At 67.1% G+C, this 25,893-nt stretch carries 25 protein-coding genes; 14 read left to right on the forward strand and 11 right to left on the reverse strand.

Going from position 1 to position 25,893, the window contains the following annotated elements; translation table 11 throughout:
• Positions 1 to 136 precede the first annotated feature (136 nt).
• Together EGY25_RS05580 and rarD are read left to right on the forward strand one after the other, a co-directional pair.
• The gene (locus EGY25_RS05580) at positions 137 to 1,183 is read left to right on the forward strand and encodes an aspartate-semialdehyde dehydrogenase (RefSeq protein ID WP_135194041.1); all 1,047 of its coding nucleotides are present in this window, start codon (positions 137 to 139) and stop codon (positions 1,181 to 1,183) included.
• 157 nt (positions 1,184 to 1,340) lie between these two features.
• Entirely contained in the window at positions 1,341 to 2,261 is a 921-nt protein-coding gene (gene rarD, locus EGY25_RS05585) for an EamA family transporter RarD (protein WP_135194042.1), read from the forward strand.
• Here the strand turns inward: rarD and EGY25_RS05590 are convergent.
• The 6 genes from EGY25_RS05590 to EGY25_RS05615 all read right to left on the reverse strand — a co-directional run bounded on the left by EGY25_RS05590 (position 2,258) and on the right by EGY25_RS05615 (position 8,415).
• Positions 2,258 to 3,391 (reverse strand): serine hydrolase domain-containing protein, encoded by a 1,134-nt coding sequence (locus tag EGY25_RS05590; RefSeq protein ID WP_135194043.1) that lies wholly within the window; start codon positions 3,389 to 3,391, stop codon positions 2,258 to 2,260. The genes rarD and EGY25_RS05590 overlap by 4 nt on opposite strands.
• A gap of 85 nt (positions 3,392 to 3,476) precedes the next feature.
• Positions 3,477 to 3,746 carry an ATP synthase F1 subunit epsilon gene (locus EGY25_RS05595; RefSeq protein ID WP_135194044.1) on the reverse strand — a complete coding sequence of 90 codons (270 nt, stop codon included), beginning with the start codon at positions 3,744 to 3,746 and terminating at the stop codon, positions 3,477 to 3,479.
• Positions 3,747 to 3,748: 2 nt separating this feature from the next.
• Complete coding sequence (atpD, locus tag EGY25_RS05600) at positions 3,749 to 5,299, reverse strand: F0F1 ATP synthase subunit beta (RefSeq protein ID WP_135194045.1); 1,551 nt, start codon at positions 5,297 to 5,299, stop codon at positions 3,749 to 3,751.
• 37 nt (positions 5,300 to 5,336) lie between these two features.
• The gene (locus EGY25_RS05605; protein ID WP_135194046.1) at positions 5,337 to 6,215 is read right to left on the reverse strand and encodes a F0F1 ATP synthase subunit gamma; all 879 of its coding nucleotides are present in this window, start codon (positions 6,213 to 6,215) and stop codon (positions 5,337 to 5,339) included.
• 34 nt (positions 6,216 to 6,249) lie between these two features.
• Positions 6,250 to 7,782, reverse strand: a complete 1,533-nt coding sequence (gene atpA, locus EGY25_RS05610; protein ID WP_135194047.1) for a F0F1 ATP synthase subunit alpha — start codon at positions 7,780 to 7,782, stop codon at positions 6,250 to 6,252.
• A 78-nt stretch (positions 7,783 to 7,860) separates the two neighbouring features.
• A complete protein-coding gene (locus EGY25_RS05615; RefSeq protein WP_135194048.1) occupies positions 7,861 to 8,415 on the reverse strand; it encodes a F0F1 ATP synthase subunit delta in 555 nt (184 codons plus the stop codon).
• A gap of 987 nt (positions 8,416 to 9,402) precedes the next feature.
• On the opposite strand from EGY25_RS05615, the gene EGY25_RS05620 reads away from it, so the two are divergent.
• Positions 9,403 to 10,230, forward strand: a complete 828-nt coding sequence (locus EGY25_RS05620) for a TerC family protein (protein WP_135194049.1) — start codon at positions 9,403 to 9,405, stop codon at positions 10,228 to 10,230.
• A 5-nt stretch (positions 10,231 to 10,235) separates the two neighbouring features.
• Entirely contained in the window at positions 10,236 to 11,009 is a 774-nt protein-coding gene (locus EGY25_RS05625; protein WP_135194050.1) for a glutaminyl-peptide cyclotransferase, read from the forward strand.
• 62 nt (positions 11,010 to 11,071) lie between these two features.
• On the opposite strand, the gene katG is transcribed toward EGY25_RS05625, so the two are convergent.
• Positions 11,072 to 13,342 (reverse strand): catalase/peroxidase HPI, encoded by a 2,271-nt coding sequence (gene katG / locus EGY25_RS05630; protein ID WP_135194051.1) that lies wholly within the window; start codon positions 13,340 to 13,342, stop codon positions 11,072 to 11,074.
• A gap of 142 nt (positions 13,343 to 13,484) precedes the next feature.
• Between katG and EGY25_RS05635 the strand changes: the two genes are divergently transcribed.
• The 3 genes from EGY25_RS05635 to EGY25_RS05645 all read left to right on the forward strand — a co-directional run bounded on the left by EGY25_RS05635 (position 13,485) and on the right by EGY25_RS05645 (position 16,165).
• Positions 13,485 to 14,384, forward strand: a complete 900-nt coding sequence (locus EGY25_RS05635) for a hydrogen peroxide-inducible genes activator (protein ID WP_135194052.1) — start codon at positions 13,485 to 13,487, stop codon at positions 14,382 to 14,384.
• A gap of 63 nt (positions 14,385 to 14,447) precedes the next feature.
• A complete protein-coding gene (locus EGY25_RS05640; RefSeq protein ID WP_135194053.1) occupies positions 14,448 to 14,699 on the forward strand; it encodes a hypothetical protein in 252 nt (83 codons plus the stop codon).
• Between the two features lie 92 nt (positions 14,700 to 14,791).
• Positions 14,792 to 16,165 (forward strand): NAD-dependent succinate-semialdehyde dehydrogenase, encoded by a 1,374-nt coding sequence (locus EGY25_RS05645; protein WP_135194054.1) that lies wholly within the window; start codon positions 14,792 to 14,794, stop codon positions 16,163 to 16,165.
• A 73-nt stretch (positions 16,166 to 16,238) separates the two neighbouring features.
• Here EGY25_RS05645 and acnA read toward each other — a convergent pair whose 3' ends face one another.
• On the reverse strand, positions 16,239 to 18,965 hold the full coding sequence (acnA, locus tag EGY25_RS05650) for an aconitate hydratase AcnA (RefSeq protein WP_135194055.1): 2,727 nt from the start codon (positions 18,963 to 18,965) through the stop codon (positions 16,239 to 16,241).
• Positions 18,966 to 19,174: 209 nt separating this feature from the next.
• On the opposite strand from acnA, the gene ccmA reads away from it, so the two are divergent.
• Genes ccmA through EGY25_RS05680 form a run of 6 tightly spaced genes read left to right on the forward strand, consistent with a single transcriptional unit; the run spans position 19,175 to position 22,404 of the window.
• The gene (gene ccmA, locus EGY25_RS05655; RefSeq protein WP_135194056.1) at positions 19,175 to 19,798 is read left to right on the forward strand and encodes a heme ABC exporter ATP-binding protein CcmA; all 624 of its coding nucleotides are present in this window, start codon (positions 19,175 to 19,177) and stop codon (positions 19,796 to 19,798) included.
• A complete protein-coding gene (gene ccmB, locus EGY25_RS05660) occupies positions 19,795 to 20,505 on the forward strand; it encodes a heme exporter protein CcmB (RefSeq protein WP_135194057.1) in 711 nt (236 codons plus the stop codon). The genes ccmA and ccmB overlap by 4 nt, the downstream gene beginning before the upstream one ends.
• Positions 20,506 to 20,544: 39 nt before the next feature.
• Positions 20,545 to 21,264 carry a heme ABC transporter permease gene (locus EGY25_RS05665; protein WP_135194058.1) on the forward strand — a complete coding sequence of 240 codons (720 nt, stop codon included), beginning with the start codon at positions 20,545 to 20,547 and terminating at the stop codon, positions 21,262 to 21,264.
• A gap of 1 nt (position 21,265) precedes the next feature.
• Positions 21,266 to 21,517, forward strand: a complete 252-nt coding sequence (gene ccmD, locus EGY25_RS05670) for a heme exporter protein CcmD (protein WP_135194059.1) — start codon at positions 21,266 to 21,268, stop codon at positions 21,515 to 21,517.
• Positions 21,514 to 22,086, forward strand: coding sequence for a DsbE family thiol:disulfide interchange protein (locus EGY25_RS05675; protein ID WP_135194060.1), 573 nt, complete (start codon positions 21,514 to 21,516; stop codon positions 22,084 to 22,086). The genes ccmD and EGY25_RS05675 overlap by 4 nt, the downstream gene beginning before the upstream one ends.
• A 54-nt stretch (positions 22,087 to 22,140) precedes the next feature.
• Positions 22,141 to 22,404, forward strand: coding sequence for a hypothetical protein (locus EGY25_RS05680; protein ID WP_135194061.1), 264 nt, complete (start codon positions 22,141 to 22,143; stop codon positions 22,402 to 22,404).
• Here the strand turns inward: EGY25_RS05680 and EGY25_RS05685 are convergent, their stop codons facing one another.
• The 3 genes from EGY25_RS05685 to EGY25_RS05695 form a co-directional block, all read right to left on the reverse strand.
• Entirely contained in the window at positions 22,405 to 23,163 is a 759-nt protein-coding gene (locus EGY25_RS05685; protein WP_135194128.1) for a M48 family metallopeptidase, read from the reverse strand.
• Between the two features lie 68 nt (positions 23,164 to 23,231).
• Positions 23,232 to 24,770, reverse strand: a complete 1,539-nt coding sequence (locus tag EGY25_RS05690; protein WP_135194062.1) for a cryptochrome/photolyase family protein — start codon at positions 24,768 to 24,770, stop codon at positions 23,232 to 23,234.
• Between the two features lie 3 nt (positions 24,771 to 24,773).
• Complete coding sequence (locus tag EGY25_RS05695; protein ID WP_135194063.1) at positions 24,774 to 25,127, reverse strand: thiol-disulfide oxidoreductase DCC family protein; 354 nt, start codon at positions 25,125 to 25,127, stop codon at positions 24,774 to 24,776.
• A 107-nt stretch (positions 25,128 to 25,234) separates the two neighbouring features.
• Between EGY25_RS05695 and EGY25_RS05700 the strand changes: the two genes are divergently transcribed.
• Positions 25,235 to 25,690, forward strand: coding sequence for a DUF3429 domain-containing protein (locus EGY25_RS05700; RefSeq protein ID WP_135194064.1), 456 nt, complete (start codon positions 25,235 to 25,237; stop codon positions 25,688 to 25,690).
• Positions 25,691 to 25,893: the final 203 nt, after the last annotated feature.

Genomic DNA, 25,893 nt, shown 5'->3' on the forward strand with positions numbered 1-25,893 from the left:
AAGTCCCCCGAACCGAAAAGCGATTGCTTCGCGGCTGCGAACGCCTAATTGCAGTCCCCAACCACCACACCAAAAATGCGCTCAAGTAGCGAGGCTCCGCTGAGCCGAGCGTAGCGCGTCCGAAGGACCAAGCATCATGGGTTATCGCGTCGCCATCGTCGGAGCCACGGGCAATGTGGGCCGCGAAATGCTGAACATTCTGGAAGAGGTGGAATTCCCCGTCGACGCCATCCACGCCATCGCCTCGCGCAAGTCCAAGGGCGTCGAGGTCTCGTTCGGCGACAAGACCATCAAATGCCAGGATATCGAACAGTTCGACTTCTCGACCGTCGATATCGTCCTGATGTCCGCCGGCGGCGCGGTGTCCAAGGAATGGTCGGAAAAGATCGGCAAGGCCGGCCCCATCGTGATCGACAACTCCTCGGCCTTCCGCAAGGACCCGGACGTGCCGCTGATCGTGCCCGAGGTGAACCCCGACGCCATCAAGGACGCGACCAAGAAGAACATCATCGCCAACCCCAACTGCTCGACCATCCAGCTGGTGACGGCGCTGAAGCCGCTGCATGATGCGGCCAAGATCAAGCGGGTCGTGGTCTCGACCTATCAATCGGTGTCCGGCGCCGGCAAGGAAGGCATGGACGAGCTGTGGAACCAGACCAAGGCCATCTACGGCCTGGGCGACGCGCGTCCCAAGAAGTTCCCCAAACAGATCGCCTTCAACGTCATCCCCTACATCGGTTCCTTCCTTGAGGACGGCTCGACCGACGAGGAGCAGAAGATGTCGGACGAGACGCACAAGATGCTGGACCCCGACATCAAGGTCACCGTCACCTGCGTGCGGGTGCCGGTCTTCGTCGGCCACTCCGAGGCCGTGAACATCGAGTTCGACCGCCCCATGGAACCCGACGAGGCCCGCGCCATCCTGCGCGAGGCGCCGGGCGTGCTGGTCATCGATAAGCAGGAGCACGACGGGTACATCACCCCCGTCGACGCCGCCGGCGAACACGCCGTCTATGTGTCGCGCATTCGCAAGGATCCGACCGTCGAGCACGGCCTGAACCTGTGGGTCGTGTCCGACAACCTGCGCAAGGGCGCCGCCCTGAACGCCATCCAGATCGCCCAGTTGCTGGACGAGACGGGCGTGATCAAGTCCTCGTCGGGGTATCGTTCGATCACGGTGTAAGCAGCCTCGACCTTAACACTCACCGTCATCCTCGGGCTTGACCCGAGGGTCGGACCTGACAAGCGCCCATGCATCGCCCGTTCGAATCAGCGGCCGATCGCCCGATCCTCGGGTCAAGCCCGAGGATGACGGCGAAGGCGTGGAAGGACATTCGCTAATGCCCCCCGCCACCCCCAACGACCCCCGCGCGGTCGGCACGGCCGTCGCCTGCTACACCCTGTGGGGCCTCTTGCCGCTGCTGTTCATGGCGATGGCGGCCAACGGTTTCGGCGCGCCCGAAATCCTGGCCCATCGGGCCGTCTGGTCGGTCTTCGTCGCGGGCCTGGTCCTGCTGCTCGCCGGCCAGTGGGGCGAGGCGCGCAAGGTCTTGGCCACACCGCGCACCCTGGCCTGGCTGGCCCTCTCGGCCCTGTTGATCGCGACGAACTGGAGCCTCTACGTCTACGCCACGACGCACCATGCGACGCTGGAGGCCAGCCTCGGCTACTATATCAATCCCCTGCTCAACATGGCGGCGGGCGCCGTGCTGTTCCGCGAGAAGATAGACCGCTGGAGCGCCGTCGCCATCGGTCTGGCCGCCATCGGGGTCGTGATCCAGACCGTCGCCCTGGGTCATGTGCCGATCATCGGCCTGACCCTGGCCGTCACCTTCTGCGCCTATGCGGTGATCCGAAAGCGCGTCCCCGCCTCGGCCCAGACCGGCCTATTCGTCGAATGTCTGGTCCTGCTGCCCATCGGCGCGGTCTTCCTGGCCTGGCTGACGATGCACGGCCAGGCGACAGGCTTTTCCTCGCCCTCGGGCCTGGCCTGGGCCCTGGTCAACGGGCCGGCGACGGTGATCCCGCTGGTGCTGTTCGCCTGGTCGGCGCGGCGCCTGCCCCTGTCCACCGTCGGCTTCATCCAGTTCCTGGCGCCCACGCTTCAGTTCGCCTGCGGCGTCCTGACGGGCGAGGCCCTGACCCCGCTGCGCATCGTCTCGTTCGTCTTCATCTGGGCGGGCGCGGGCGTCTTCGCCCTGGGCGCGCTCAACCGCTCACGCGCCGCCAAGCGCGCCGTCGCCCTCTCTGAAACGGTCTAGAGCGCCGCGTACAGCGCCTGCAGCAGGCGTTTGGGACGCGGGTCGCCGATCAGGTGCGGCGACTGGCGCGTCATCACATAGGCCGCCGACAACCGGCGCGACGGATCGGCCATGGCCATCGACCCGCCCCACCCATAGTGCCCGAAGGCTTCGTCCGGCCCGAACACCTTCAGCCCGTCGTTGCGCATCAGCCCCGCCGCCCAGCTGATCTCGAACGGCAGCACCTTGTCCGGCCCGTGAATCCGTTCGCGCGTGAGCTGCTCCAGCGTCCCCGCCGACAGCACCGATCGGCCGTCGAGCACGCCGCCGTTGGCGACCACGCCCAGCATCCGCGCCAGTCCCAGGGCCGTGCCGTGCAGATTGGCTGACGGGATCTCCATCTCGCGCCACGCGGCCGAACCCCGCCCGCCGGGCGCCGAGCCGCGATCCAGGAAGGCGGCCTGTTTGATCGGATCGATGGTCCCCAGGCTGGGCGCCGCGGTCGGCTTCCTCATCTGCGCCACCCGCCCGTGCTCGCTCTCCGGCAGGCCGATCCACAGATCCAGATCGGAAAAGTCCTGACGCAGGGCCTGACCCATGGTCCGCCCTGTCGCACGGCGGAACACCTCATTGGCCAGATAGCCGACCGTGACGGGGTGATAGCCCGAGGCCGTGCCAGGCGCCCACATCGGCGCCTGAGCCGCCAGCCGCGCCAGGACGGCGGGCACGTCGAACCAGATGGTCGGATCGACCGCTTCCGAGAAGCCGGGCAGGCCTGACTGATGGCTCATCAACTGGGCCACGGTCACGTCCGCCTTGCCCGCCGCGCCGAACTCGGGCCACAGCGAGGCGACCGTCTGGTCATAGTCGACCTGCCCCGCCTCGACCGCCGTCGCCATCAGGATCGCCATCACCGCCTTGCCGGTCGAGAAGACCGAGGTCAGGGTCGCCTCCGTGAACGGCGTCGTCTTCGCCGTATCCGCATGGCCCGCCCACAGATCGACGACCGCCTCGCCCTCGATCAGCACGCTGAACCGCGCCGCCTGCTCGTTCAGCCCCTCGGGCGCCTCGGTGAAGTTGGCGGCGAACGCCTCCCGCACGGCCTCATAGCCGGGTGCGCAGACGCCTTGAATGTCGATGGGATCGGTCATGGGCTGGTCCTAGCGCGACCGCCGCCCACGAAAAAGGCCTCCCGCCGAAACGGGAGGCCTCAAATCGTTCGATCCGGCGTGCGGATCAGCCGGCGACGACCTCGGTCGCCTGTTCGGCCAGGATGGTCAGACCTTCGCCGTTGACGTCGGCGAAGCCGCCGTGGACGTCGTACTGGATCTTGGTCCCGCCGTTATAGACGGTGACCAGACCCTCGCGCAGGGCGGTCATGAAGGGGGCGTGGTCCGGCAGGACGCCGAAGTCGCCCTCGACGCCCGGCGCATCCACCTGGTCCACGAGGCCGGTGAAGACCTCACGTTCCGGCGAGACGAGGGAGAAGTTCAGCTTGCCGGCCACGATCAGGCTTCCGACGCCATCTTCTCGGCCTTGGCGACGGCCTCTTCGATGGCGCCGACCATGTAGAAGGCGGCTTCCGGCAGGTGGTCGTAGTCGCCGGCGACGATGCCCTTGAACGAGCGGATCGTGTCGGCCAGTTCGACGAACTTGCCCGGCGCGTTGGTGAACTGCTCGGCCACGAAGAAGGGCTGCGACAGGAAGCGCTGGATCTTGCGGGCGCGCGAGACGACCAGCTTGTCCTCTTCCGACAGCTCGTCCATGCCCAGGATGGCGATGATGTCCTTCAGGCCCTTGTACTGCTGCAGCACTTCCTGGACCGAACGGGCGACCTGATAGTGCTCCTCGCCGATGACCAGCGGGTCCATGATCCGCGAGGTCGAGTCCAGCGGATCGACGGCGGGGAAGATGGCCTGGGCGGCGATGTCGCGCGACAGCATGGTCGTCGCGTCAAGGTGGGCGAAGGACGCGGCGGGCGCCGGGTCGGTGGGGTCATCGGCGGGGACGTAGATGGCCTGGACCGAAGTGATCGAGCCCTTCTTGGTCGAGGTGATGCGCTCTTGCAGGTTGCCCATCTCGGTCGCCAGCGTCGGCTGATAGCCCACGGCCGACGGGATGCGGCCCAGCAGGGCGGACACTTCCGAACCGGCTTGCGTGAAGCGGAAGATGTTGTCGACGAACAGTAGGACGTCCTTGCCTTCTTCGTCGCGGAAATACTCGGCCTGGGCCAGGCCGGTCAGGGCGACGCGGGCGCGGGCGCCGGGAGGCTCGTTCATCTGGCCATAGACGAGGGCGCACTTGGAGCCTTCGGTCGAGCCGCCGTTCTTGGCCGGATCGACGTTCACGTTCGACTCGATCATCTCGTGATACAGGTCGTTGCCTTCGCGGGTGCGCTCGCCCACGCCGGCCAGAACCGAATAACCGCCGTAAGCCTTGGCGATGTTGTTGATCAGTTCCTGCATGGTGACGGTCTTGCCGACGCCGGCGCCGCCGAACAGGCCGGTCTTGCCGCCCTTGGTGTAGGGGCAGATCAGGTCGATCACCTTGATGCCCGTGACCAGGATTTCCGACGAGTTGGTCTGCTCCTCGAAGGTCGGAGCCTCGCGGTGGATCGGGCGATATTGCGTGGTCTGGATCGGACCGGCTTCATCGATCGGCTGGCCGACGACGTTCATGATGCGGCCCAGCACGCCCGGTCCGACCGGGGTCTGGATCGAGGAGCCGGTGTCGATCACGGGCTGGCCGCGCGTCAGGCCTTCGGTCGTGTCCATGGCGATGGTGCGGACCATGTTCTCGCCGAGGTGCTGGGCGACTTCCAGCACCAGGGTGAAGGGCTCGCCCGTCTTCTGGTCGACGTTCTGGGTGTTCAGGGCGTTCAGGATCGCCGGCAGGTGGCCGGTGAACTCGACGTCGACGACGGCGCCGATGACCTGGGCGATCTTGCCGGTGGCGACGATGGAGCCCGGCGCGGTCGCGGCGGCGGGCGCCTTCTTGACGGCGGGCTTCTTGGCGACTGCCTTCGGGGCGGCGGTTTTTTTGGCGACGGTGTCGGTCATGGCTGGGGTCCGTATCGGAATGTCTGTTCGGTCGGGATCAGAGGGCTTCGGCGCCGGCGATGATCTCGATCAGTTCGGTGGTGATCTGGGCTTGGCGCTTGCGGTTGTATTGCAGCGTCAGGGCGTTGATGAGGTCGCCGGCGTTGCGCGTGGCGTTGTCCATCGCCGCCATCTGCGACCCGAAGAAGCCCGCCTGGTTCTCGTACAGAGCGGCCAGGATCTGGGTCGTCAGGTTGCGGGGCAGCAGGGTTTCGAGGATTTCCTCTTCCGAGGGCTCGTAGTCATAGACCGCGCCGTTCAGGTCGATGGGCTGTGCGTCGCCCTCGACCACGGCCGGGATCAACTGCTTGCCGGTCGGAACCTGCTGGATCACCGACTTGAACTGGCTGTAGAACAGGGTGACCACGTCGGCCTGGCCGTCCTCGAACGCCGTGGCGATCATTTCGGCGACCGGCTGGGCCGAAGGCAGGCCGATGGTCTTTTGCTCGCTCAGTTCGAAGGTGTGGATCACCTTGTCGCCGTAAAGACGCGTCAGCTGGTCGCGCGACTTCTTGCCGACGGCGATGATCTTCACGTCCTTGCCATTGGCGATCAGGCTGTTGATCCGCTCGCGTGCGGCGCGGATGACGTTGGTCGAGAAACCGCCCGCCAGACCCTTGTCCGCCGTCGCCACCACGATCAGGTGACGCTGGTCCTGACCGGTGCCGGCCAGCAACTTGGGCGCATCGGCGCCCGAGACGCCGGCGGCCAGGTTGGCGATGACCGAGGCCATCTTCTGCGCATAGGGCCGGGCGCTCTCGGCCTGATCCTGGGCGCGTTTCAGCTTGGCCGCGGCGACCATCTGCATGGCTTTCGTGATCTTCTGCGTCGCTTTGACGCTTCCGATCCGATTGCGCATTTCCTTGAGGCTGGCCATCCGGCGTTGCTCTTCCTCTAACTACCGGCGGGGTTCAGGCGAAGGTCTTGACGAAGGCGGCCAGGATGTCCTTCAGCTCGGCTTCGAGGTCCGAGGTCAGGTCCTTCTTGGTGCGGATGCCTTCGAGCAGCGAGGCGTGGTTCGCATGGATGCGCGCCAGCAGTTCCTTCTCGAAACGCCCCACGTCGCCCACGGCGATGCCGTCGATATAGCCGCGCGTGCCGGCGTAGACCGAGACGACCTGCTCTTCCATCGCCAGCGGCGAGTATTGCGGCTGCTTCAGCAGCTCGGTCAGGCGGGCGCCGCGCGCCAGCAGCTTCTGGGTCGAGGCGTCCAGGTCCGAGCCGAACTTGGCGAAGGCGGCCATCTCGCGATACTGGGCCAGCTCGCCCTTGATGGTGCCGGCGACCTTCTTCATCGCCTTGGTCTGGGCCGACGAGCCGACGCGCGACACCGAGATGCCGACGTTCACGGCCGGACGGATGCCCTGATAGAACAGGTCCGATTCCAGGAAGATCTGGCCGTCGGTGATCGAGATCACGTTGGTCGGGATATAGGCCGAAACGTCGTTGGCCTGGGTTTCGATGATCGGCAAGGCCGTCAGCGAGCCCGAGCCGTAGTCTTCGTTCAGCTTGGCCGAACGCTCCAGCAGGCGGCTGTGCAGGTAGAAGACGTCGCCCGGATAGGCTTCACGGCCCGGCGGGCGGCGCAGCAGCAGGGACATCTGGCGATAGGCCACAGCCTGTTTCGACAGGTCGTCATAGACGATCAGGGCGTGCATGCCGTTGTCGCGGAAGAACTCGCCCATGGCCGTGCCGGCGAAGGGCGCCAGGAACTGCAGCGGGGCCGGCTCCGACGCCGTGGCGGCGACGACGATGGTGTATTCCAGCGCGCCGGCTTCTTCGAGCGTCTTGACGATCTGGGCGACGGTCGAGCGCTTCTGGCCGATGGCGACGTAGATGCAGTAGAGCTTGGCGCTCTCGTCGTCGGTCTTGTTGACGTTCTTCTGGTTCAGGATGGTGTCGACGGCGACGGCCGTCTTGCCGACCTGACGGTCGCCGATGATCAGCTCGCGCTGGCCGCGGCCGACGGGGATCAGGGTGTCGATGGCCTTCAGGCCGGTCTGCATCGGCTCGTGGACCGACTTGCGCGGGATGATGCCCGGCGCCTTGACGTCGACGCGGCGACGCTCGGTGAACTCGATCGGGCCCTTGCCGTCGATCGGCTCGCCCAGCGGGTTCACGACGCGGCCCAAGAGGCCCCGGCCGACCGGCACGTCCACGATCTCGCCCAGGCGGCGCACGTCGTCGCCCTCGGCGATCTGGGCGTCCGCGCCGAAGATCACGGCGCCGACGTTGTCGCGCTCCAGGTTCAGGGCCATGCCCTTGACGCCGGCCTTGGTGAACTCGACCATTTCGCCGGCCTGGACATTGTCCAGACCATGGATGCGGGCGATGCCGTCGCCGACCGACAGCACGCTGCCGACGTCTGAAACGTCGGCTTCGACGCCGAAGTTGGCGATCTGCGACTTGAGGATGGCCGAGATTTCAGCGGCGCGGATGTCCATGACGGGCTCTCTGTTCTTCAGTCTTTATGCGGATGCGCCGATCAGGCGCGCTTCATTCTTGTGTGCGGGGAGCAGGCTTTAAGCCCGCTTGAGGGCGAACTTCATCTGGTCGAGCTTGGTCTTCAGCGAGGCGTCGAACAGTTTCGAGCCGACCTTGATCTTCAGGCCGCCCAGGATCGACGGATCGACGCGCGCGGTCAGTTCCGGCGCCTTGCCCAGGCTCTTGGACAGGGCGGCGGTGATGGCGGCGACCTGTTTGGCGTCCAGCGCCTGGGCCGAGACGACCTCGGCGGCGACGACGCCGGCGTGTTTGGCGTAGCGAGCCTCGAAGCCGGCGATCACGCCCGGCAGATCCTTGGCGCGATGGTTCTGGGCCAGCAGACCCAGGAAGTTGGACGTGGTCTGTTCGAACTTGGCCTTGGCGGCGATGGCGACCAGACCCTTGGCCTGATCCTCGGCGCCGATGACGGGCGAGGCGGCCAGACGACGCAGGTCGGCGCTCTCGATCCAGGCCGCCTTCAGCGACTTCAGATCGGCGCGCACGGCGTCCAGGCGGCCGGTTTCCAGCGCCAGGTCAAACAGCGCCTGTGCGTAGCGATCGCCGACTTCCGTCGTTCTGAAATCATCAGCCACTGATTAGGGTCCGAGGTCGTTGTGTCAGGGTCGCAACCGACTGCGAGGCTCGCAACGGTCAAAAGCTTGAAATGCTTACGGAAAGCACGACAGAGGCCGTATCCGTAAATACGCCCCCTTCAAGCCGGGCGCCTGATAGCACGGGGTTTCGCCGCTCGCAACATTGCGTGAAGGCGCGTCGATGCCGCAGGGGGCGGGGGACAGGCTGCAAGGAGGTGTCTCCTCCCCACATCGTGGGGAGGGGGACCGCGCGTAGCGGGGTGGAGGGGCTCTCGACGTCCCACAGACGCCTGTGATGCAGTGAAGAACCCCTCCGTCACGGCGCGGAAGACGCGCCGCGCCACCTCCCCGCTGCGCAGGGAGGAGACGATGGTCAGCCATCACAATGACGCTGGTTCATTCCCAACGAATCCAACCGCTTGCCGATTTATGTCCCCCTTCTCCCATCCCCCCTCCCAAACGAGCGTATTCTAAACCCGTCCCGTCGCATCGGAGGGCTCGCTTGCCCTGCGACCTTGCGGCGGCGGGAGCGGATGGAACGGGAGCGGGTCTGGAACGGCTCGCGCTGACACCGACTCATGGAGCGGTGTCGGAGGGTCGAGGGGGATACTCGGCCGCACTCGGGACAGCCCTCGCAGGGGCTGCCGACCCGTCGCAGGCTTATGGGGTTAGGCGATAAGACCGCCACCGCTCGACGCCCCGTCCTCGGGCTTGACCCGAGGATCAGCAGGCCAACCAACCGCACGGAGCGTCATACCCTTCGTCGAAACGGTACTTACAAACTCACACTCCGGGCGAAGGCCCGGCGCTCCGCCCAGCCCTCCACCAACTTCGCAGGCCAAACGCCGCGAAGACGCTTCCGCACGCCCGTTTTCCGTCGCAGACTGACAGGGGGTGCGACCATGACGCCGCACCCTGTCGCTTGATCGGAACTCGCGGCGGCCCTAGCGCTTTCCGCTCAAGCTTTATTTTCCACCAGGAACCCCAATGCTCGACAGCATCACCCCTCTGCTCTCCGATCCGGCCGCCTGGGCCGCATTGGTGACCCTCATCGTGATGGAGGTCGTGCTTGGTATCGACAACCTGATCTTCATCTCCATCCTTTCGAACAAGCTGCCCGAGCATCAGCGTCAGAAGGTCCGTCGCCTCGGCATCGGCCTGGCCCTGATCATGCGCCTGGCCCTGCTCTCGATCATCGCCTGGCTGGTCGGCCTGGTTCAGCCGGTCTTCACCGTCATGGGCAACGCGTTCTCGTGGAAGGATCTGATCCTGATCGCGGGCGGCCTGTTCCTGGTCTGGAAGGCGACCAAGGAAATCCACCACACCGTCGATCCCACGCCCAGCCATGACGTGATGGACAAGAAGGACGTGATGATCATGAACGCGGGCGCCGCGATCTTCCAGATCATCCTGCTGGACATCGTCTTCTCGATCGACTCGATCCTGACCGCCGTCGGCATGACCGAACATCTGCCGATCATGGTCGTCGCCGTCCTGGTCGCCGTGACCGTGATGCTGCTGGCCGCCGATCCCCTGGCCAACTTCATCAACAAGAACCCCAGCGTGGTCATGCTGGCGCTCGGTTTCCTCTTGATGATCGGCATGGTGCTGATCGCCGACGGCTTCGGCTATCACGTGCCCAAGGGCTACATCTACGCCGCCATGGCCTTCTCGGCCGGGGTCGAGGCCCTGAACATGATGGGGCGTCGCGGCGCCACCAAGAAGGAAATGGCCGAACAGGCCCGCAGCGACGCGAACGCCGCCGAGGTCCGCGCCCAGAAGGCCGAGGCCGAAGCCGCCGCCGAGCAGGGCTGAGGCCCATGAACCGCCTGTCGTCGCGTCTCGCCGGTCTGATCGCCGGCCTGCTGCTGGCGACGGGCGTTTGCCTGCCGGTCCGGGCCGAGGTTCCGGTCCAGTCCTACGAGGTCGTGCGGGCCTATCCGCACGACACCGGGGCCTTCACCGAGGGCCTCTTCTTTCATGACGGCGCCCTCTACGAGAGCACAGGCCTGTATCCGTCCTTCATCCGCCAGGTGCGGCTGGAGACCGGCGAGGTGCTGCGCCAGCGCGACCTACCGACAGTCTATTTCGGCGAGGGCATGACCACGCTGAACGGCAAGCTCTACAGCCTGACATGGCGCAACCACATCGGCTTCATCTGGAAGCTGGACGACTTCTCGCCCCTAGGCGGCTTCTCCTATCCGGGCGAGGGCTGGGCCCTGACGACCGACGGGCGGCGGCTGATCATGAGCGACGGCACCGACCAGCTGCGCTTCCTCGATCCGGAGACTCTCGCAGAGACCGGCCGCGTCTCCGTCACCGCCGACGGCCAGCCGCTGGATCAGATCAACGAGCTGGAATGGATCGACGGCGAGGTCTTCGCCAACCTGTGGCAGGACAACCGCATCGCCCGCATCGATCCCGAGACCGGCGTCGTGAAGGCCTTCATCGACCTGACCGCCTTGGTCCCCAAGGACGCCGGCCTGGACCCCAACGACGACGTCCTGAACGGCATCGCCTGGGACGCGGCCGGCAAACGCCTCTTCGTCACCGGCAAGCGCTGGCCCCAACTGTTCGAAATCAGGCTGCACTAGAACGACGAAGGGCCGGACGCTGCGATGGCGTCCGGCCCTTTGCTTTCAGTCCGGTCTCAGGCTCAACCGTGCAGGTCGAACCGGTCCAGCTCCGTCACCTTGGTCCAGGCCGCCACGAAGTCCGACACGAACTTGGCCTCCGCATCCGCCCCGGCATAGACCTCGGCCAGGGCGCGCAGCACGGCGTTGGAGCCGAACACCAGATCGACGCGGGTGCCGGTCCACTTGGCTTCGCCCGTCTTGCGGTCGCGGCCTTCGAACACATCCTTGGCGTCCGAGGTCGCCGTCCACTTCACGTCCATGTCCAGCAAGTTGACGAAGACGTCGTTGGACAGCACGCCCGGCCGCTCGGTCAGCACGCCGTGCGTCGCCCCGCCGACATTGATGTTGATCGCTCGCAAGCCGCCGATCAGCACCGTCATCTCCGGCGCCGTCAGCGTCAGCCGCTGCGCCTGGTCGATCAGCAGGGCCTCGGCCGGAACCGCATAGCGGGCCTTCTGGAAGTTGCGGAACCCATCGGCGACCGGCTCCAGATAGGAGAAGGATTCGACGTCCGTCTGTGCCTGGCTGGCGTCCGTCCGGCCCGGCGTGAACGGCACGCTGGCCTCGTGGCCCGCCGCCTTCGCCGCCTGCTCGACGCCCGCATTGCCCGCCAGCACGATCAGGTCGGCCAGGGAGACTTTCTTGCCGCCCGTCTGGCCTTGGTTGAACTCGAACTGGATACGTTCCAGCGTCTTCAGCACCCGGTCCAGCTGCTCTGGCTGGTTGGCGGCCCAGTCCTTTTGCGGCGCCAGACGGATGCGCGCCCCGTTCGCTCCGCCCCGCTTGTCCCCGCCCCGGAAGGTCGAGGCCGAGGCCCAGGCGGTTCCGACCAGTTCCGACGCGCTCAGGCCCGAATCCAGCACCTTGGCTTTCAGAACCGCCGCATCCGTCGCATCGATCAGCGGGTGATCGACCTCCGGCACGGGATCCTGCCACAACAGGACTTCACTCGGGACTTCCGGCCCGACATAGCGCGAACGCGGTCCCAGGTCGCGGTGGGTCAGCTTGAACCAGGCCCGGGCGAAGGCGTCGGCGAAGGCCTGCGGATCGTTCAGGAAGCGACGCGAGATCTTCTCGTATTCCGGATCGAACCGCATCGACAGATCGGTCGTCAGCATGGTCGGCCGCTTCTTCTTGGCCGGATCGTGGGCGTCGGGGATGATCTCGCCCGCATCCTTGGCCACCCACTGGTGCGCCCCGGCCGGGGACTTCTCCAGTTCCCATTCGAAGCCGAACAGGTTCTCGAAATAGAAGTTGCTCCACTGGGCCGGCGTCTGGGTCCAGGTGACTTCCAGGCCGCTGGTGATGGCGTCGCCGCCCGAGCCCGTCCCGAAGCTGGAGGCCCAGCCCAGCCCTTGCGCCTCCAGGCCCTCGCCTTCCGGCTCTGCGCCGACATGGTCGGCTGGGCCGGCGCCGTGGGTCTTGCCGAAGGTATGGCCGCCGGCGATCAGGGCGACCGTCTCCTCGTCGTTCATCGCCATCCGCGCGAAGGTTTCGCGAATGTCGCGCGCCGCCGCGATCGGATCGGGATTGCCGTCCGGCCCTTCAGGGTTGACGTAGATCAGGCCCATCTGCACGGCGGCCAGCGGGTTCTCAAGATCGCGCGTGTGCTCATCGCCGTCCGCCCGGTCATCGCTGACCAGCACGGCCTCGTCGCCCGGCTTCACCACCCCTTGCGAGCCGTGGGCGTAGCGTTCGTCGCCGCCCAGCCAGGTCGTCTCGCGCCCCCAATAGACGTCCTGATCCGGCTCCCAGGTATCCGCGCGACCACCCGAGAAACCGAAGGTGCGGAAACCCATCGTCTCCAGCGCCACGTTCCCGGTCAGGATCATCAGGTCGGCCCAGGAAATGGCTTGGCCGTATTTCTGCTTGATCGGCCACAGCAGGCGGCGCGACTTGTCGATATTGACGTTGTCGGGCCAGGAGTTCAGCGGCGCGAACCGCTGCTGGCCGCGCCCGCCGCCGCCCCGGCCGTCGCCGACGCGATAGGTGCCTGCGCTGTGCCAGGCCATGCGGATGAACTGCGGGCCATAGTGACCGAAGTCCGCCGGCCACCAGTCCTTGGAATCCCTCATCAGCGCCCGCAGATCGGCCTTCAGCGCGTCATAGTCCAGCTTGGCGAAGGCCTCGCGATAGTTGAAGCCCTCACCCAGCGGATCGGACTTGGTCGAATGCTGGTTCAGCAGGTCGGTCCGCAGTTGGCCCGGCCACCAGTCGCGGTTCTGCACGCCCCCGCCCGCGACCGACTCCGTCGTCCGTCCGGAAACGGGGCATTTGGCTTCAGTGGACATGATGATCTTCCCTGCTGGTTTGCGCGGCTTAGGGCCGGGTCTCGATAGCCCTGTAGATGACGAGGTCATTCGACACGGGTCAAACACATAAAGCCAATCGATTGTCCTTGGTGTCGGCATAGGTTCGGCCTATCTTACAGACATGCTTCCCACCCTTCGTCAGCTCCAGTATCTCAAGCTCCTGGCCGAACACGGCAGCTTCTCGCGCGCCGCCGAGGCCGCCCACGTCAGCCAACCGGCCCTCAGCGCGGGGGTGCAGGAGTTGGAGCGCATCCTGGGCTCGCCGGTGGTGGAGCGGGCGCGGGGCGCCGTCATCATGACCGCCGTCGGGGTCGAGGCCGTGCGCCGGGCCGAGGACGTGCTGGCCCGCACCGAGGATCTGGTCGAGGCGGCCAAGAACGCCGGCCGGCTGCTGTCCGGCCGCTTCCGCCTGGGCGTCATCCCCACCGTCGCGCCCTTCCTGCTGCCCGCCAAACTGCCGTCGGTGAAGGCCGCCTATCCCAGCCTGAAGCTCTACATCCGCGAGGATCTGACGCCGCGCCTGATCGCCGCCCTGAAGGCGGGCCAAATCGACGCCGCCGTCATCGCCCTGCCTTATGACGCGCCGGGCATCGAACATGCCCGCATCGGCGACGACGAGATCATGGCCGCCGCCCCCCACGATCATGCCTTGGCCGCTCCCGGCCCGATCCGCCCCGGCTCGCTGCGGGCCGAGGACCTGATCCTGCTGGAAGACGGCCACTGCCTGCGCGACCATGCGCTGGCGGCGCTCGACATCGAGGCCCCGCGCGGCGACGACGTCTTCGCCGCCACCAGCCTGCACACCCTGGTCCAGATGGTCGGCTCCGGCCTGGGCGTCAGCTTTCTGCCCAAGATGGCGGTGCAGGCGGGTCTGGCCGAAAACCCGTCGGTGGCCATCCGCGCCTTCGAGAACCAGGCCGACGGCGCGCCGCCCCACCGCGAGATCGTCGTCGCCTGGCGTTCCGGCTCCAGCCGCGCCGCCGAGGCCCGGCTTCTGGCCGAGGCTCTGAAACTGGACTGAAGCTGGACTGAAACTGGACCGACCCTGTTGACCTGAGCGCCGAACAGGCCGCTTGGGAAGCGCATGGCAACCGAAACCGTCTATATCGTCCAGGCCTATGTCCAGGGCCGGGGCAAGGCCCTCCGCGCCGAACAGCAGGTCGGCTGCAAGGACGCCGAGGAGGCGCGCCGCAAGGCCGAACGCCTGGCCCCCTTGCGCCTGGGCGTCGTCGCCTTCGCCGTCTCCGCCGACACCGAAATGGGTGACTATGACGAGGAGCCGACGATCATCTTCAAATCCGGCCAGCTGCCGCCGCCGTTCAGCGACGCGGATTAGGAGCAGGGCAACCGCCCTGCCCAGCAGGCGTTGACTTTCTGACAACGGATCGGCGCCGCCCCGGGCGTCCGACCGAAGCTTCAGGACGCCGCATGGCCTATCGCACTCTCAATCCGTTCACCGAACAGACGCTTCAGGAATACCCCGAACATTCGGAGGACGCCGTGGAGACCGCCCTGGCCAAGGCCGACGCCGTCTTCCGCTCCGACTGGTCCCAGGGCGACATCCAGCCACGCCTCGCCGTGCTGAAGTCCCTGTCGGCCCTGCTGACCGAGAACCGAGACAGCCTGGCCCGCACCATCGCCGAGGAGATGGGCAAGCCCCTGGCCCAGGGGCAAGGCGAAATCGATCTGTGCGCAGGCATCGCCGCCTACTATGCCGAAAAGGCCGCCGACTTCCTCAAACCCCAGAAGATCGACAGCGAACTGGGCGAGGCCTGGGTCGAGTTCCATCCCGTCGGCGTGCTTCTGGCGGTCGAGCCGTGGAACTTCCCCATCTATCAACTGATACGCGTGGTCGCCCCCGCCATCGCGGTCGGCAATCCGGTGCTCTACAAGCACGCGGGCATCGTGCCGCGCTGCGCCGCCCGCTTCGCCGAACTGGTCCAGGAAGCCGGCGCCCCTGAGGGCTTCGTCGCCAACCTCTACATCTCCTCGGACAAGGTCGCCGAACTGATCGGCGACGACCGCATCCAGGGCGTGGCCCTGACCGGGTCGGAGGGCGCCGGCGCCAAGGTCTCGGCCCGCGCATCGGAAATGCTGAAGAAGTCCACGCTGGAACTGGGCGGCAGCGACGTCTTCGTGGTGCTGGACGACGCCGACATCGAAAAGGCCGTCGCGGCGGGCGTCGAGGGTCGGCTGTCCAACGCCGGCCAGGTCTGCACCGGCTCCAAGCGTTTCATCGTGCAGAAGTCGGTCGCCGACGCCTTCACCACCGGCTTCGTCGAGGGGATGAAGAGCGCCGTCATGGGCGACCCGCTGGATGAGGCCACCGTCCTGGGCCCGCTGTCGTCCGAGGACGCGCTGAAGACCCTGACCAAACAGGTGGACGAGGCGGTCAAACACGGCGCCAAGGCGGTGATCGGCGGCAAGCCCGCCGACCGCACCGGCTTCTTCTACGAGCCCACCGTCCTGACCGACGTCGCCCGCGACAACCCGGCCTTCTATCAGGAGTTCTTCGGCCCCGTGGCCCAGGTCTTCGTGGTCGAGGATGATGATGCGGTCGTGGCCCTGGCCAACGATTCCCGCTTCGGCCTGGGCGGGTCGATCTTCTCGGGCGACACGGCGCGCGCCCGCAAGCTGGCGTCGCGGATCGAGACCGGCATGGTGTTCATCAACACCACCACGACCTCCATGCCCGAACTGCCGTTCGGCGGGATCAAACGCTCGGGCTTCGGCCGCGAGCTGGGCGATGTCGGCATCAAGGAGTTCGTGAACCGCAAGCTGGTGGTCGTCAGCGCCGACTGACCCCACCCCTCGCCAAAGCAAAGGGCCGGCGGATCGCTCCGCCGGCCCTTTCTTCATCTCAACGAACCGTCGCCTATTCGGCGGCGATCGGCGCTTCGGTTTCCGGGCCGCGCGCCAGGTTGCGCAGCACGTAAGGCATGACGCCGCCGGCCAGCAGATAGTCAAGCTCAGTCTGGTTATCGATGCGGCAACGCACGGGGAAGCGGGCCATCTTGCCGTCCGACGGACGGAACAGCTCGACCCACAGGTCCTGGCGAGGCTTCAGCTTGCCGATGTTGGCGTCCGACAGGCCGCGGATGGTGACGATCTCTTCGCCCGTCAGGCCCAGCTTCAACCAGCCGTCCTGCTTGAACTGCAGCGGCACGACGCCCATGCCGACCAGGTTCGAACGGTGGATGCGCTCGAAGCTTTCGGCGATGACGGCGCGAACGCCCAGCAGGCGGGTGCCCTTAGCCGCCCAGTCGCGCGACGAGCCGGTGCCGTATTCCTTGCCGGCGAAGACGACCAGCGGCCGGCCTTCCGACTGGTACCGCATGGCGGCGTCATAGATCGACATGGTGTCGTTCGACGGGAAATGCTTGGTCACGCCGCCTTCGATCTCGGGCGTGATGCGGTTCTTGATGCGGATGTTGGCGAAAGTGCCGCGCATCATGACTTCGTGGTTGCCGCGGCGGGCGCCGTAGCTGTTGAACTCGGCCGCCTCGACGCCGTGGTTGGTCAGATAGACGCCGGCGGGCGAGGTCTTCTTGATCGAACCGGCCGGGGAAATGTGGTCGGTGGTGATCGAGTCGCCGAAGATGGCCAGGACGCGCGCCTCGACGATGTCCTGGACCGGGGTCAGGTCCATCGACAGGCCTTCGAAATAGGGCGGGTTGGCGACATAGGTTGAGGCGTCGTCCCATTCATAGGTCTGACCGCCGGTGACCTTGATGGCCTGCCAGTGCTTATCGCCCTTGAAGACGTCCTTGTAGCGTTTGGCGAACATGGCCGGGGTGACCGACTTCTTCTGGATCTCGGCGATCTCCTGCGAGGTCGGCCAGACGTCCTTCAGGAAGACGTCGTTGCCCTTCTTGTCCTGACCGATCGGATCCTTGGTGATGTCGATCCGCATCGAGCCGGCGATGGCGTAGGCCACGACCAGCGGCGGCGAGGCCAGATAATTGGCCTGAACGTCGGGGTTCACGCGGCCTTCGAAGTTGCGGTTGCCGGACAGGACCGAGGTCGCGACCAGGGCGTTGTCGTTGATCGCCTTGGAGATGGCCGGATCCAGCGGGCCCGAGTTGCCGATGCAGGTGGTGCAGCCATAGCCGACCAGGTTGAAGCCCAGGGCGTCTAGGTCCTTTTGCAGGCCGGCGTCGGTCAGATAGTCAGTGACGACTTGCGAACCGGGGGCCAGCGAGGTCTTGACCCAGGGCTTGGCCTTCAGGCCCAGCGCATTGGCCTTGCGCGCCACCAGGCCGGCGGCGATCAGGACCGACGGGTTGGAGGTGTTGGTGCACGAGGTGATGGCCGCGATGACCACGTCGCCGTCGCCGACGGTGAACTTCTGACCGTCGACCGAGACGCGCTCGGCGTCGGTCGGGCGGCTGAAGACGTCGGCCAGGGCGGTTTCGAACGCCGGAGCGGCGGTGGTCAGTTCGACGCGGTCCTGCGGACGCTTCGGACCCGCCAGCGACGGCACGACGGTCGAGATGTCCAGTTCCAGCACGTCGGTGAAGACCGGGTCTTCGCTCGTCTCGTCGATCCACAGGCCTTGAGCCTTGGCATAGGCCTCGACCAGGGCGACGCGCGCCTTGTCGCGGCCGGTGGCGGTCAGATAGTCGATGGTCGCGCGGCTGACGGGGAAGAAGCCGCAGGTGGCGCCGTATTCCGGGGCCATGTTGGCGATGGTCGCCTGGTCCTCGATGGTCATGTTCGGCAGGGCCGGACCGAAGAACTCCACGAACTTGCCGACGACGCCCTTCTTGCGCAGCATCTGGGTGACGGTCAGCACCAGATCGGTAGCCGTCGTGCCCTCGGGCATCGCGCCCGACAGTTTGAAGCCGATGACTTCGGGGATCAGCATCGGGATCGGCTGGCCCAGCATGGCCGCTTCGGCCTCGATGCCGCCGACGCCCCAGCCCAGGACGGCCAGGCCGTTGATCATGGTGGTGTGGCTGTCGGTGCCGACGACGGTGTCGGGATAGGCGACGGTCTTCTTGCCTTCGTCCAGGGTCCAGACGGTCTGGGCCAGGTTCTCCAGGTTCACCTGATGGCAGATGCCGGTGCCGGGGGGCACGACGCGGAAGTTGTTGAAGGCCGACGAGCCCCAGCGCAGGAAGTTGTAGCGCTCGATGTTGCGCTCGTATTCGCGCTCGACGTTCTGGCCGAAGGCCTTGGACGTGCCGAAGTTGTCGACCATCACCGAGTGGTCGATGACCAGATCGACCGGCACCAGCGGGTTGATCTTGGCGGCGTCGGCGCCCAGGGCGCTCATGGCGTCGCGCATGGCGGCCAGATCGACCACGGCGGGCACGCCGGTGAAGTCCTGCATCAGGACGCGGGCCGGACGGAAGGCGATCTCGTGCTCGACCGAGCCCTTGTTCTCGACCCAGGCGGCGACGGCCTTCAGGTCGGCTTCGGTGACGGACACGCCGTCTTCGTTGCGCAGCAGGTTCTCCAGCAGCACCTTCATCGAGCGCGGCAGGCGGGAAATCCCGGTCAGACCGGCTTCCTCGGCGGCGGGAAGGCTGTAATAGGCGTATTTCTTACGCCCGACGGAAAGGTCCTGGCGGGTCTTGAAGCTGTCGTTCGACGGCATGGAGTCTTCCTCTGGTCAGCGCCGCCCGACAATCCGGTTGCGCCTTCGCGCGACAGACGCAGCGGCTCACAGGGCCCCTGCGCGCGCGGCGAAAGCCTGCTGCGGCGACCGTGCCTATAGCTCCACGGGATCGCACCGTCCATGTGTCCACACCCTCGACAGGGACATTGAGAAGGGTTCGCAGATTCCGCGAACCTGGCGGGGCATAGATGATCCACACCCTCACCCTCTCCGACCTGACCGTCTCGCGCGGCGAGCGGAGGCTGTTCCACGACCTCGACCTGACCCTGCGCGCCGGCGAGGTCCTGGCCCTGACGGGCGCGAACGGCGCGGGCAAGACCAGCCTGTTGCGCGCCATCGCGGGCCTGCTGCGCCCCGATGCGGGAACGGTCGGTTTCCAGGACGGCGACGGCAATCCGCTGGACGAGCGGCAGGCGCGTGGCCGCGAGGTCCATTTCCTCGGTCATCTGGATGGACTGAAGGGCGGCCGCACGGCCCGTGAGGAGCTGGGCTTTCAGTGCGACTGGCTGGGTCACACCCAGTATGGCCTCGATCACGCCGTCGAGGCCTTCGGCCTGAAGCCCCTGCTGGATCTGGAGGTGCGGCGTCTCTCCGCCGGTCAGCGCCGTCGCCTGGCCATGGGGCGGCTGGTCGGATCGCCACGCGCCCTGTGGTTGCTGGACGAGCCTATGGCGCCGCTCGACGCCCGCTGGCGCGAGGCCTTCGCCGAACAGATGCAGCGCCATCTCGACGCCGACGGCCTGATCGTCGCCGCCGTCCACGACCCCCTGCCCCTGCCGACCCGCACGCTGGACCTGGGGGCACTGACATGAGCCGCCGCGATCTCGATCAGGAACCGCGTCCGCCCGGCCTGCGCGGCGCCACGCGCGTCCTGCTGGAGCGCGAACTAGATCTGGCCTGGGGCGGGGGCGGGGGGCCGCTGCTGGCCTGCGGCTTCTTCGCCTGTCTGACCGCCATCCTGCCGCTGGCGGCCGGCGGCGATCCCCGCACTCTGGGTCCGGTCGCGGGCGGCGTCGCCTGGCTGGCCCTGGCCCTGGCGTCCCTGCTGTCGCTGGAGCGGCTGTTCGAGCGGGACATGGAGGACGGCGGCCTGGACCTGCTGGCGCTGGGCCATCTGTCGCTGGAGCAGGTCGTGCTGATCAAGGCCCTGGCCCAGTGGGTCGCCGTCGGCCTGCCGCTCGCCCTGACCGCCCCCGTCGCCGCCCTGGCCTTGGGGCTGCCGGCGTCGCTGACGCCGCTCGTCGCCCTGACGGCCCTGATCGGCGGCGCGGGCTTCGCCTTCACCGGCGCGCTGGGCGCGGCTCTAGCGCTGGGCGCCAAACGCGGCGGCCTGCTGATCGCCGTGGTCGTCCTGCCCCTGTTCATCCCGCCCGTGGTCTTCGGCGCCGGCGCCCTGGAACGCGCCGGATCGGATCAGCCCGTCGGCCCGGCCTTGGCCCTGCTTTGCGCCTACGTCCTGTTTGCCGCCGTCATCGCCCCCTTCGCCGGGGCGGCCGCCGTTCGGAACGCGCAAGGGTGAGCTTGCCCGTCGCCCCTTCGCCGCGTAAGCGCTGAACCGATGTTCGGCCTGTCCAATCCGCAGCGCTTCATGGCCTTCACCGGCCCGTTGACGCCCGTTCTGTGGGGCCTCGCCGCCTTGCTGCTGGGCGTCGGCGCCTGGCTCAGCTTCTCCGTCCCGGCCGATTATCAGCAGGGCGACACGGTGCGGATCATGTTCGTCCATGTGCCGGCCGCCGTTTGGGGCCTAGGCGCCTATGCGGCCCTGGGCGTCTCCAGCTTCTTCGCCCTGGTGTTCCGCCATGCCTTGGCCGACGCCGCCGCCCGCGCCGCCGCCCTGCCGGGCGCGGCCTTCACGGCGCTCGCCCTGTTCACCGGCTCGCTGTGGGGCCAGCCGATGTGGGGGACCTGGTGGGTGTGGGACGCGCGCTTGACCAGCGTGCTGGTGCTGTTCCTCTTCTACCTCGGCTATATGGCGCTGAGGGCCTCGATCGACGATGAGCAGAAGGCCGGACGCGCCGCCGCTGTCCTGGGTCTCGTCGGCCTGATCAACCTGCCGATCGTCAAATTCTCGGTCGATTGGTGGAACACCCTGCATCAGCCCGCCAGCTTCCTGACCCCCGGATCGTCGGGCCTGGACCCGGTCTATCTGGCGCCCTTCCTGACCATGCTGGCGGCCTATGGCGCGCTGTTCGCGGCGCTTTGGCTGACCGCCATCCGCACCGAAATCCGCCGCCGCCGCGTCATGACCCTGCGCGCCCGCCAAGCCCAGGAAGCCTAAGATGCTCGACCTCGACATGACCCCCTACGCCGCCTTCGTCTGGCCCGCCTGGGGCGTCAGCGCCCTAGTCCTGGCCGCCCTGACCGCCCGCGCCGTCGTCGCCTCCCGCAAGTGGAAGCGTGAGCTCGCACGGCTGGAGGCGGACCCGACACCGGAAGCCGCAGACACCAATCGCCCTCAAGTCGCGCGTAGCGCGATAGGGCCAAAAGAGCGTCCTCAAGCAGCGCAAGGCGCGGTAGGACCCAAAGAATGAACCGCTGGCTGGCCCTTGTTCCGCTAGTCGTCCTCGCGGCGCTGGCGGCCCTGTTCGTCGGCTGGTCGCTGAAGCGCGACCCCGCCTTCAAGCCCGACGCCCTGGTCGGCCAGACCATTCCCGAGACCGTCCTGCCCCTGCTGTCGGGCGATCAGGCGGGACCGGGCAATCTGGATCTGAAGACCGCCGGCGTCGGTCGGCCCATGCTGGTCAATGTTTTCGCCTCGTGGTGCGCGCCGTGCCGGATCGAACACCCCAAGCTGCTGGCTCTGAAGGCGCGCGGCATCGCCGTCGTCGGCATCGCCTACAAGGACGAGCCGGTCGCCACCCGCGCCTTCCTGGACGAGCTGGGCGACCCCTATTCGATGGTTCTGGTGGATCGCGAGGGCCGCGCCGGTCTGGACCTGGGCATCTCCGGCGTGCCCGAGACCTTCGCCGTCGATGCCATGGGCCGCATCACCGCCAAACAGTCCGGCCCCCTGCTGGACGACGCCGACATCGAGCGGCTGGTCGCCTCCATGCAGGCTCCGCCCCGTTCAGCACCCAAGCCAGCGCCTCGCCCTCAGTGATGCTTCCTACCGGCCGTTAACCCTTTTTCGAGGGTTTCCATTAACCATACCGGCATGAGCGCGATTCGCACCGGCCTGCCGCTGAACCTGCCCGCCCAGGGCCTCGATCTGCCGAGCGCGCGCAACGCCCAGGCGGCCTTCTTCCGCGCCGCCATGGACCAGGCGGCCGCCCCCAAGGCGCCCGCGCCGGCCGCCGCCGTCATGTCCTCGATCCGCACGGCCAACCCGGCCCGCCCTGTCGAGGTGCCGGCGGTCGCGCCTCAGCGCGAGGAGCCTCGCATCATGCGCCCCGGCTCCTACCTCGACATCCGGGTCTGATCAGTTCCAGCCGCGGCTGGCGATATACTGCTGAAGCATGTCGATCCGCGTCGCGTCCGACGGATGGGTCGAGGCGAACTGAGGCGTCTGGGTCTGGCGCTGCGCCGCCATCAGCCGCCACAGGGCGACGGCCTCCGACGGCTTGAACCCCGCCCCCGCCATATAGTCGACGCCCAGCCGGTCGGCCTCCAGCTCGTCACGCCGCGAATAGGGCAGCAGCAGTCCATATTGGGCCGCCAGCCCGCCATAGGCGTTCACGGCATCCCCATACCGCCCGGCTGCCCCGCCAACGGCCGCCAGACCGACGCTGGTCACCGTCTGGTTCGAGGCCCGCTCGGCGGCGTGGTTGGCGACGACGTGGCCGATCTCGTGACCGATGACGCTGGCCAGCTGGTCGTCATTCTGAACCAGGGCCAGCAGGCTGGTGGTCACGCCGATCTGACCGGACGGCAGGACGAAGGCGTTGGGACTGGCCTCGGTGAAGACCGCATAGTCCCAGGTCCGGTTCCCCAGGCCCGCCGTCTGCACCAGACGGTCGCCGACGCGCCGGATCCGATCCACCTGGGCGCCCGTCGTCATCACGCCCGGCTTGGCGATGGCCTCGCGCCACGCCGCCGTCGACTGCTGCGACAGGGCCGCATTGTCCACCAGCAGGAACTGGTTGCGCCCCAGCGCCTCGTTATAGGCGCAGGCCGACAGGGCCGAGGCCGAGGCCGCGACGGCGGCGGTCAGGACGAGGGCGGAACGGCGGGGCAGGATCACGAGCGGCCTCTTCGACAATTTGGGTCAGCCAAGCAAATCCCGACCGCCGGGTCCAGGTTCCGACCTCAGTCCACCGGCGTCGCGCCCAGCAGCGTCCGACAGGCCTCGGCTTCCACCGCCAGCGCCGCCCGCTTCGCCTCGCCGAACCCGTCAAGAGTCTTGTACGGCATGGCCAAGCGCACATTGTCCCTCAGCCGGTGGCGATTGCGCTCCAGAAAGCCCCAGTACAGCCGGTTGAACGGACAGGCCGCATCGCCGCTCTTGCTCTTCACGTCATAGCGACAGGCCCCACAGTAGTCGCTCATCCGGTCGATATAGGCCCCTGAAGCCGCATAGGGTTTGGACCCCACGATCCCGCCGTCAGCGAACAGGGCCATGCCGCGCGTGTTGGGCATCTCCACCCATTCATAGGCGTCGGCGTAGACGCACATATACCAGTCGTCGACCGCATCGGGATGCACACCCAGCAACAGGGCCAGGTTGCCCGTCACCATCAGCCGCTGGATGTGATGGGCATAGGCGTTGTCGCGTGTGGTCTTCACCACATCGGCGACGCACGCCATGTCGGTCTCGCCGGACCAGTAGAACCAGGGCAGTTTGCGGTCCGCATCCAGGAAGTTGCGCGCCCGATATTCCGGCACCTTCAGCCAATAGATTCCCCGCACGAACTCGCGCCACCCCAGGATCTGGCGAATAAACCCCTCCACCGCATTCAGAGGCGCCCGCCCGGCGCGATAGACGGCCTCGGCCCGGCGACACACGTCCAGCGGATCCAGCAGACCCAGATTGATCGAGGTCGAGATCAGGCCGTGCCACATCCACGGCTGGTTTTCCGCCATCGCGTCCTGCCAGTCGCCGAAGGACGGCAGGACCTCGGTCAGGAAGTGCGCCAGCGTCGTTTCCGCCTCGTCCGCCGTCGTCGACCAGCCGAACCCGTCCAGCGATCCGAAATGGTCGCCAAACAGCCGCTCCACATCCGCCATCGCCTCGCGCGCCACGGCGTTGGGCGGGATGCGCAGCCGACCGGGCGGCGTCACGCCGTTCGTCAGCTTCTTTCGGTTCTCGGCGTCATAGTTCCAGCGCCCGCCCTCCGGCTGGGCCCCGTCCATCAATATGCCCGTCTCGCGCCGCATCTCGCGATAGAAGAACTCCATCCGCAGCTGCGACTTGCCCGAGGCCCAGCGTCGGAAGCGGTCGTGCGAGCTAATGAAGCGGCGATCCTCGCGGATCTCGACAGGCAGGCCCGCCCCCTCGGCGAAGGCCGCCAGATGCTCGGCCAGCCGCCACTCGCCGCATTCCGTCAGCACCACCGCCGCATAGGCACCGTCGCCCAGCGCGCGGGCCAGTTCGCCGGTGATCGAGCCTGTGTTGCCGGCATCGTCGATCCGCACATAGCGCACCCGCACGCCCCGCGCCGTCAGCCGCTCGGCATGGTTTCGCATAGCGGCGAAGACCAGGGCGAGCTTCTGCTTGTGATGCCGGACATAGGTCGCCTCGTCCCGCACCTCGGCCATCAGGACCGTGTCGATATCGGGGTCCAGCCCCTCCAGCGCCGACAGGTCGTCGGACAGCTGGTCGCCCAGCACCAGCCTAAGCACCGCCATGCGTCATCCCCACTTGCGGGCCAGAAACTGAAGACGCGGACGCACACGCAAAAAGAGCCGATACGCGCCTTCCAGCGCCGCAAGAACCACCGGAATACGCGCCGCCAGCCCGATGGGCCGCAGCAAGGGAATAGCCCGCCACATGGCCGCAAAGGCCGCCGCGCCGGACAGCAGCCGCCCATCCTCGCTGGCGTGGAACCGGGCGAGCAGGGCGTCGCGGTCGATGGGGCAGGTCGCGTCGCCCTTGTCCACATCGATGAACCGGATCGCGCCCCGGCGATCCAGCCGACGCATCAGCGCGATCTCGCGACGACACAGGGGACAGCCTCCATCATACCAGACAAGCAATTGGGTCATCGACGTCGGGGGCTTTCGTGGACGTGGCGCGTGGTCGCCATGATATACGGGCGTCCTCTATAATCCGGATCGCACGCAGCCCCGACAGGTGTCCGATGGATGACGAAATGACCGACCGACGTCGATTGCCGCCGATCGCCCGTGTCCTGGGTTTCGCGGGCCTCCTGCCCCAGGCGGCGGCGGTCGCGGTCCTGATCGGAGGCGGGCCGGACGTGCGGTTCGCGGCCCTCAGCCTGGCCTATGCCTATGCCGCCCTGATCTTCAGCTTCCTGGGCGGGGTCTGGTGGGGCCTGGCCGCCATGGCGCGAGGCGCAGCGCCGCGCTGGGTCTGGATCGCAGCCGTGCTTCCCTCCCTGCTGGCCCTGGCGACGGCCTGGCCCTGGGCGACCGGCCAAACCTGGCCCGGACCGTCCCTGGCCGCCCTGGGCGTCTTCATCGCCGCCAGCCTGATCGTCGATCTGAGGCTCAAGGCCGCAGGACTGACGCCGGAAGGGTGGTTGGCTCTGCGCATCCCACTGTCGCTGGGGCTTGGTCTTCTGACGGTGGTGGCCGGTCTGATTTGACGGCGCTATCGCCGAAAGCGTGCGCGATCGCACACCGGGCAAAAAAATCGGGGCCTGCCGAGAACGACAGGCCCCTGATTTTATCAGTCTCGACTTGGAGCGGGCGAAGAGATTCGAACTCTCGACCCCAACCTTGGCAATGTTGGGGATCAGCATTTCCGGGCTTTTCAGGGCGTTCCAAAATGCGCTCTTACTAACTGTTT

Origin of the sequence: Brevundimonas intermedia, assembly GCF_004614235.1 — a bacterium.
Lineage (GTDB): Bacteria > Pseudomonadota > Alphaproteobacteria > Caulobacterales > Caulobacteraceae > Brevundimonas > Brevundimonas intermedia_A.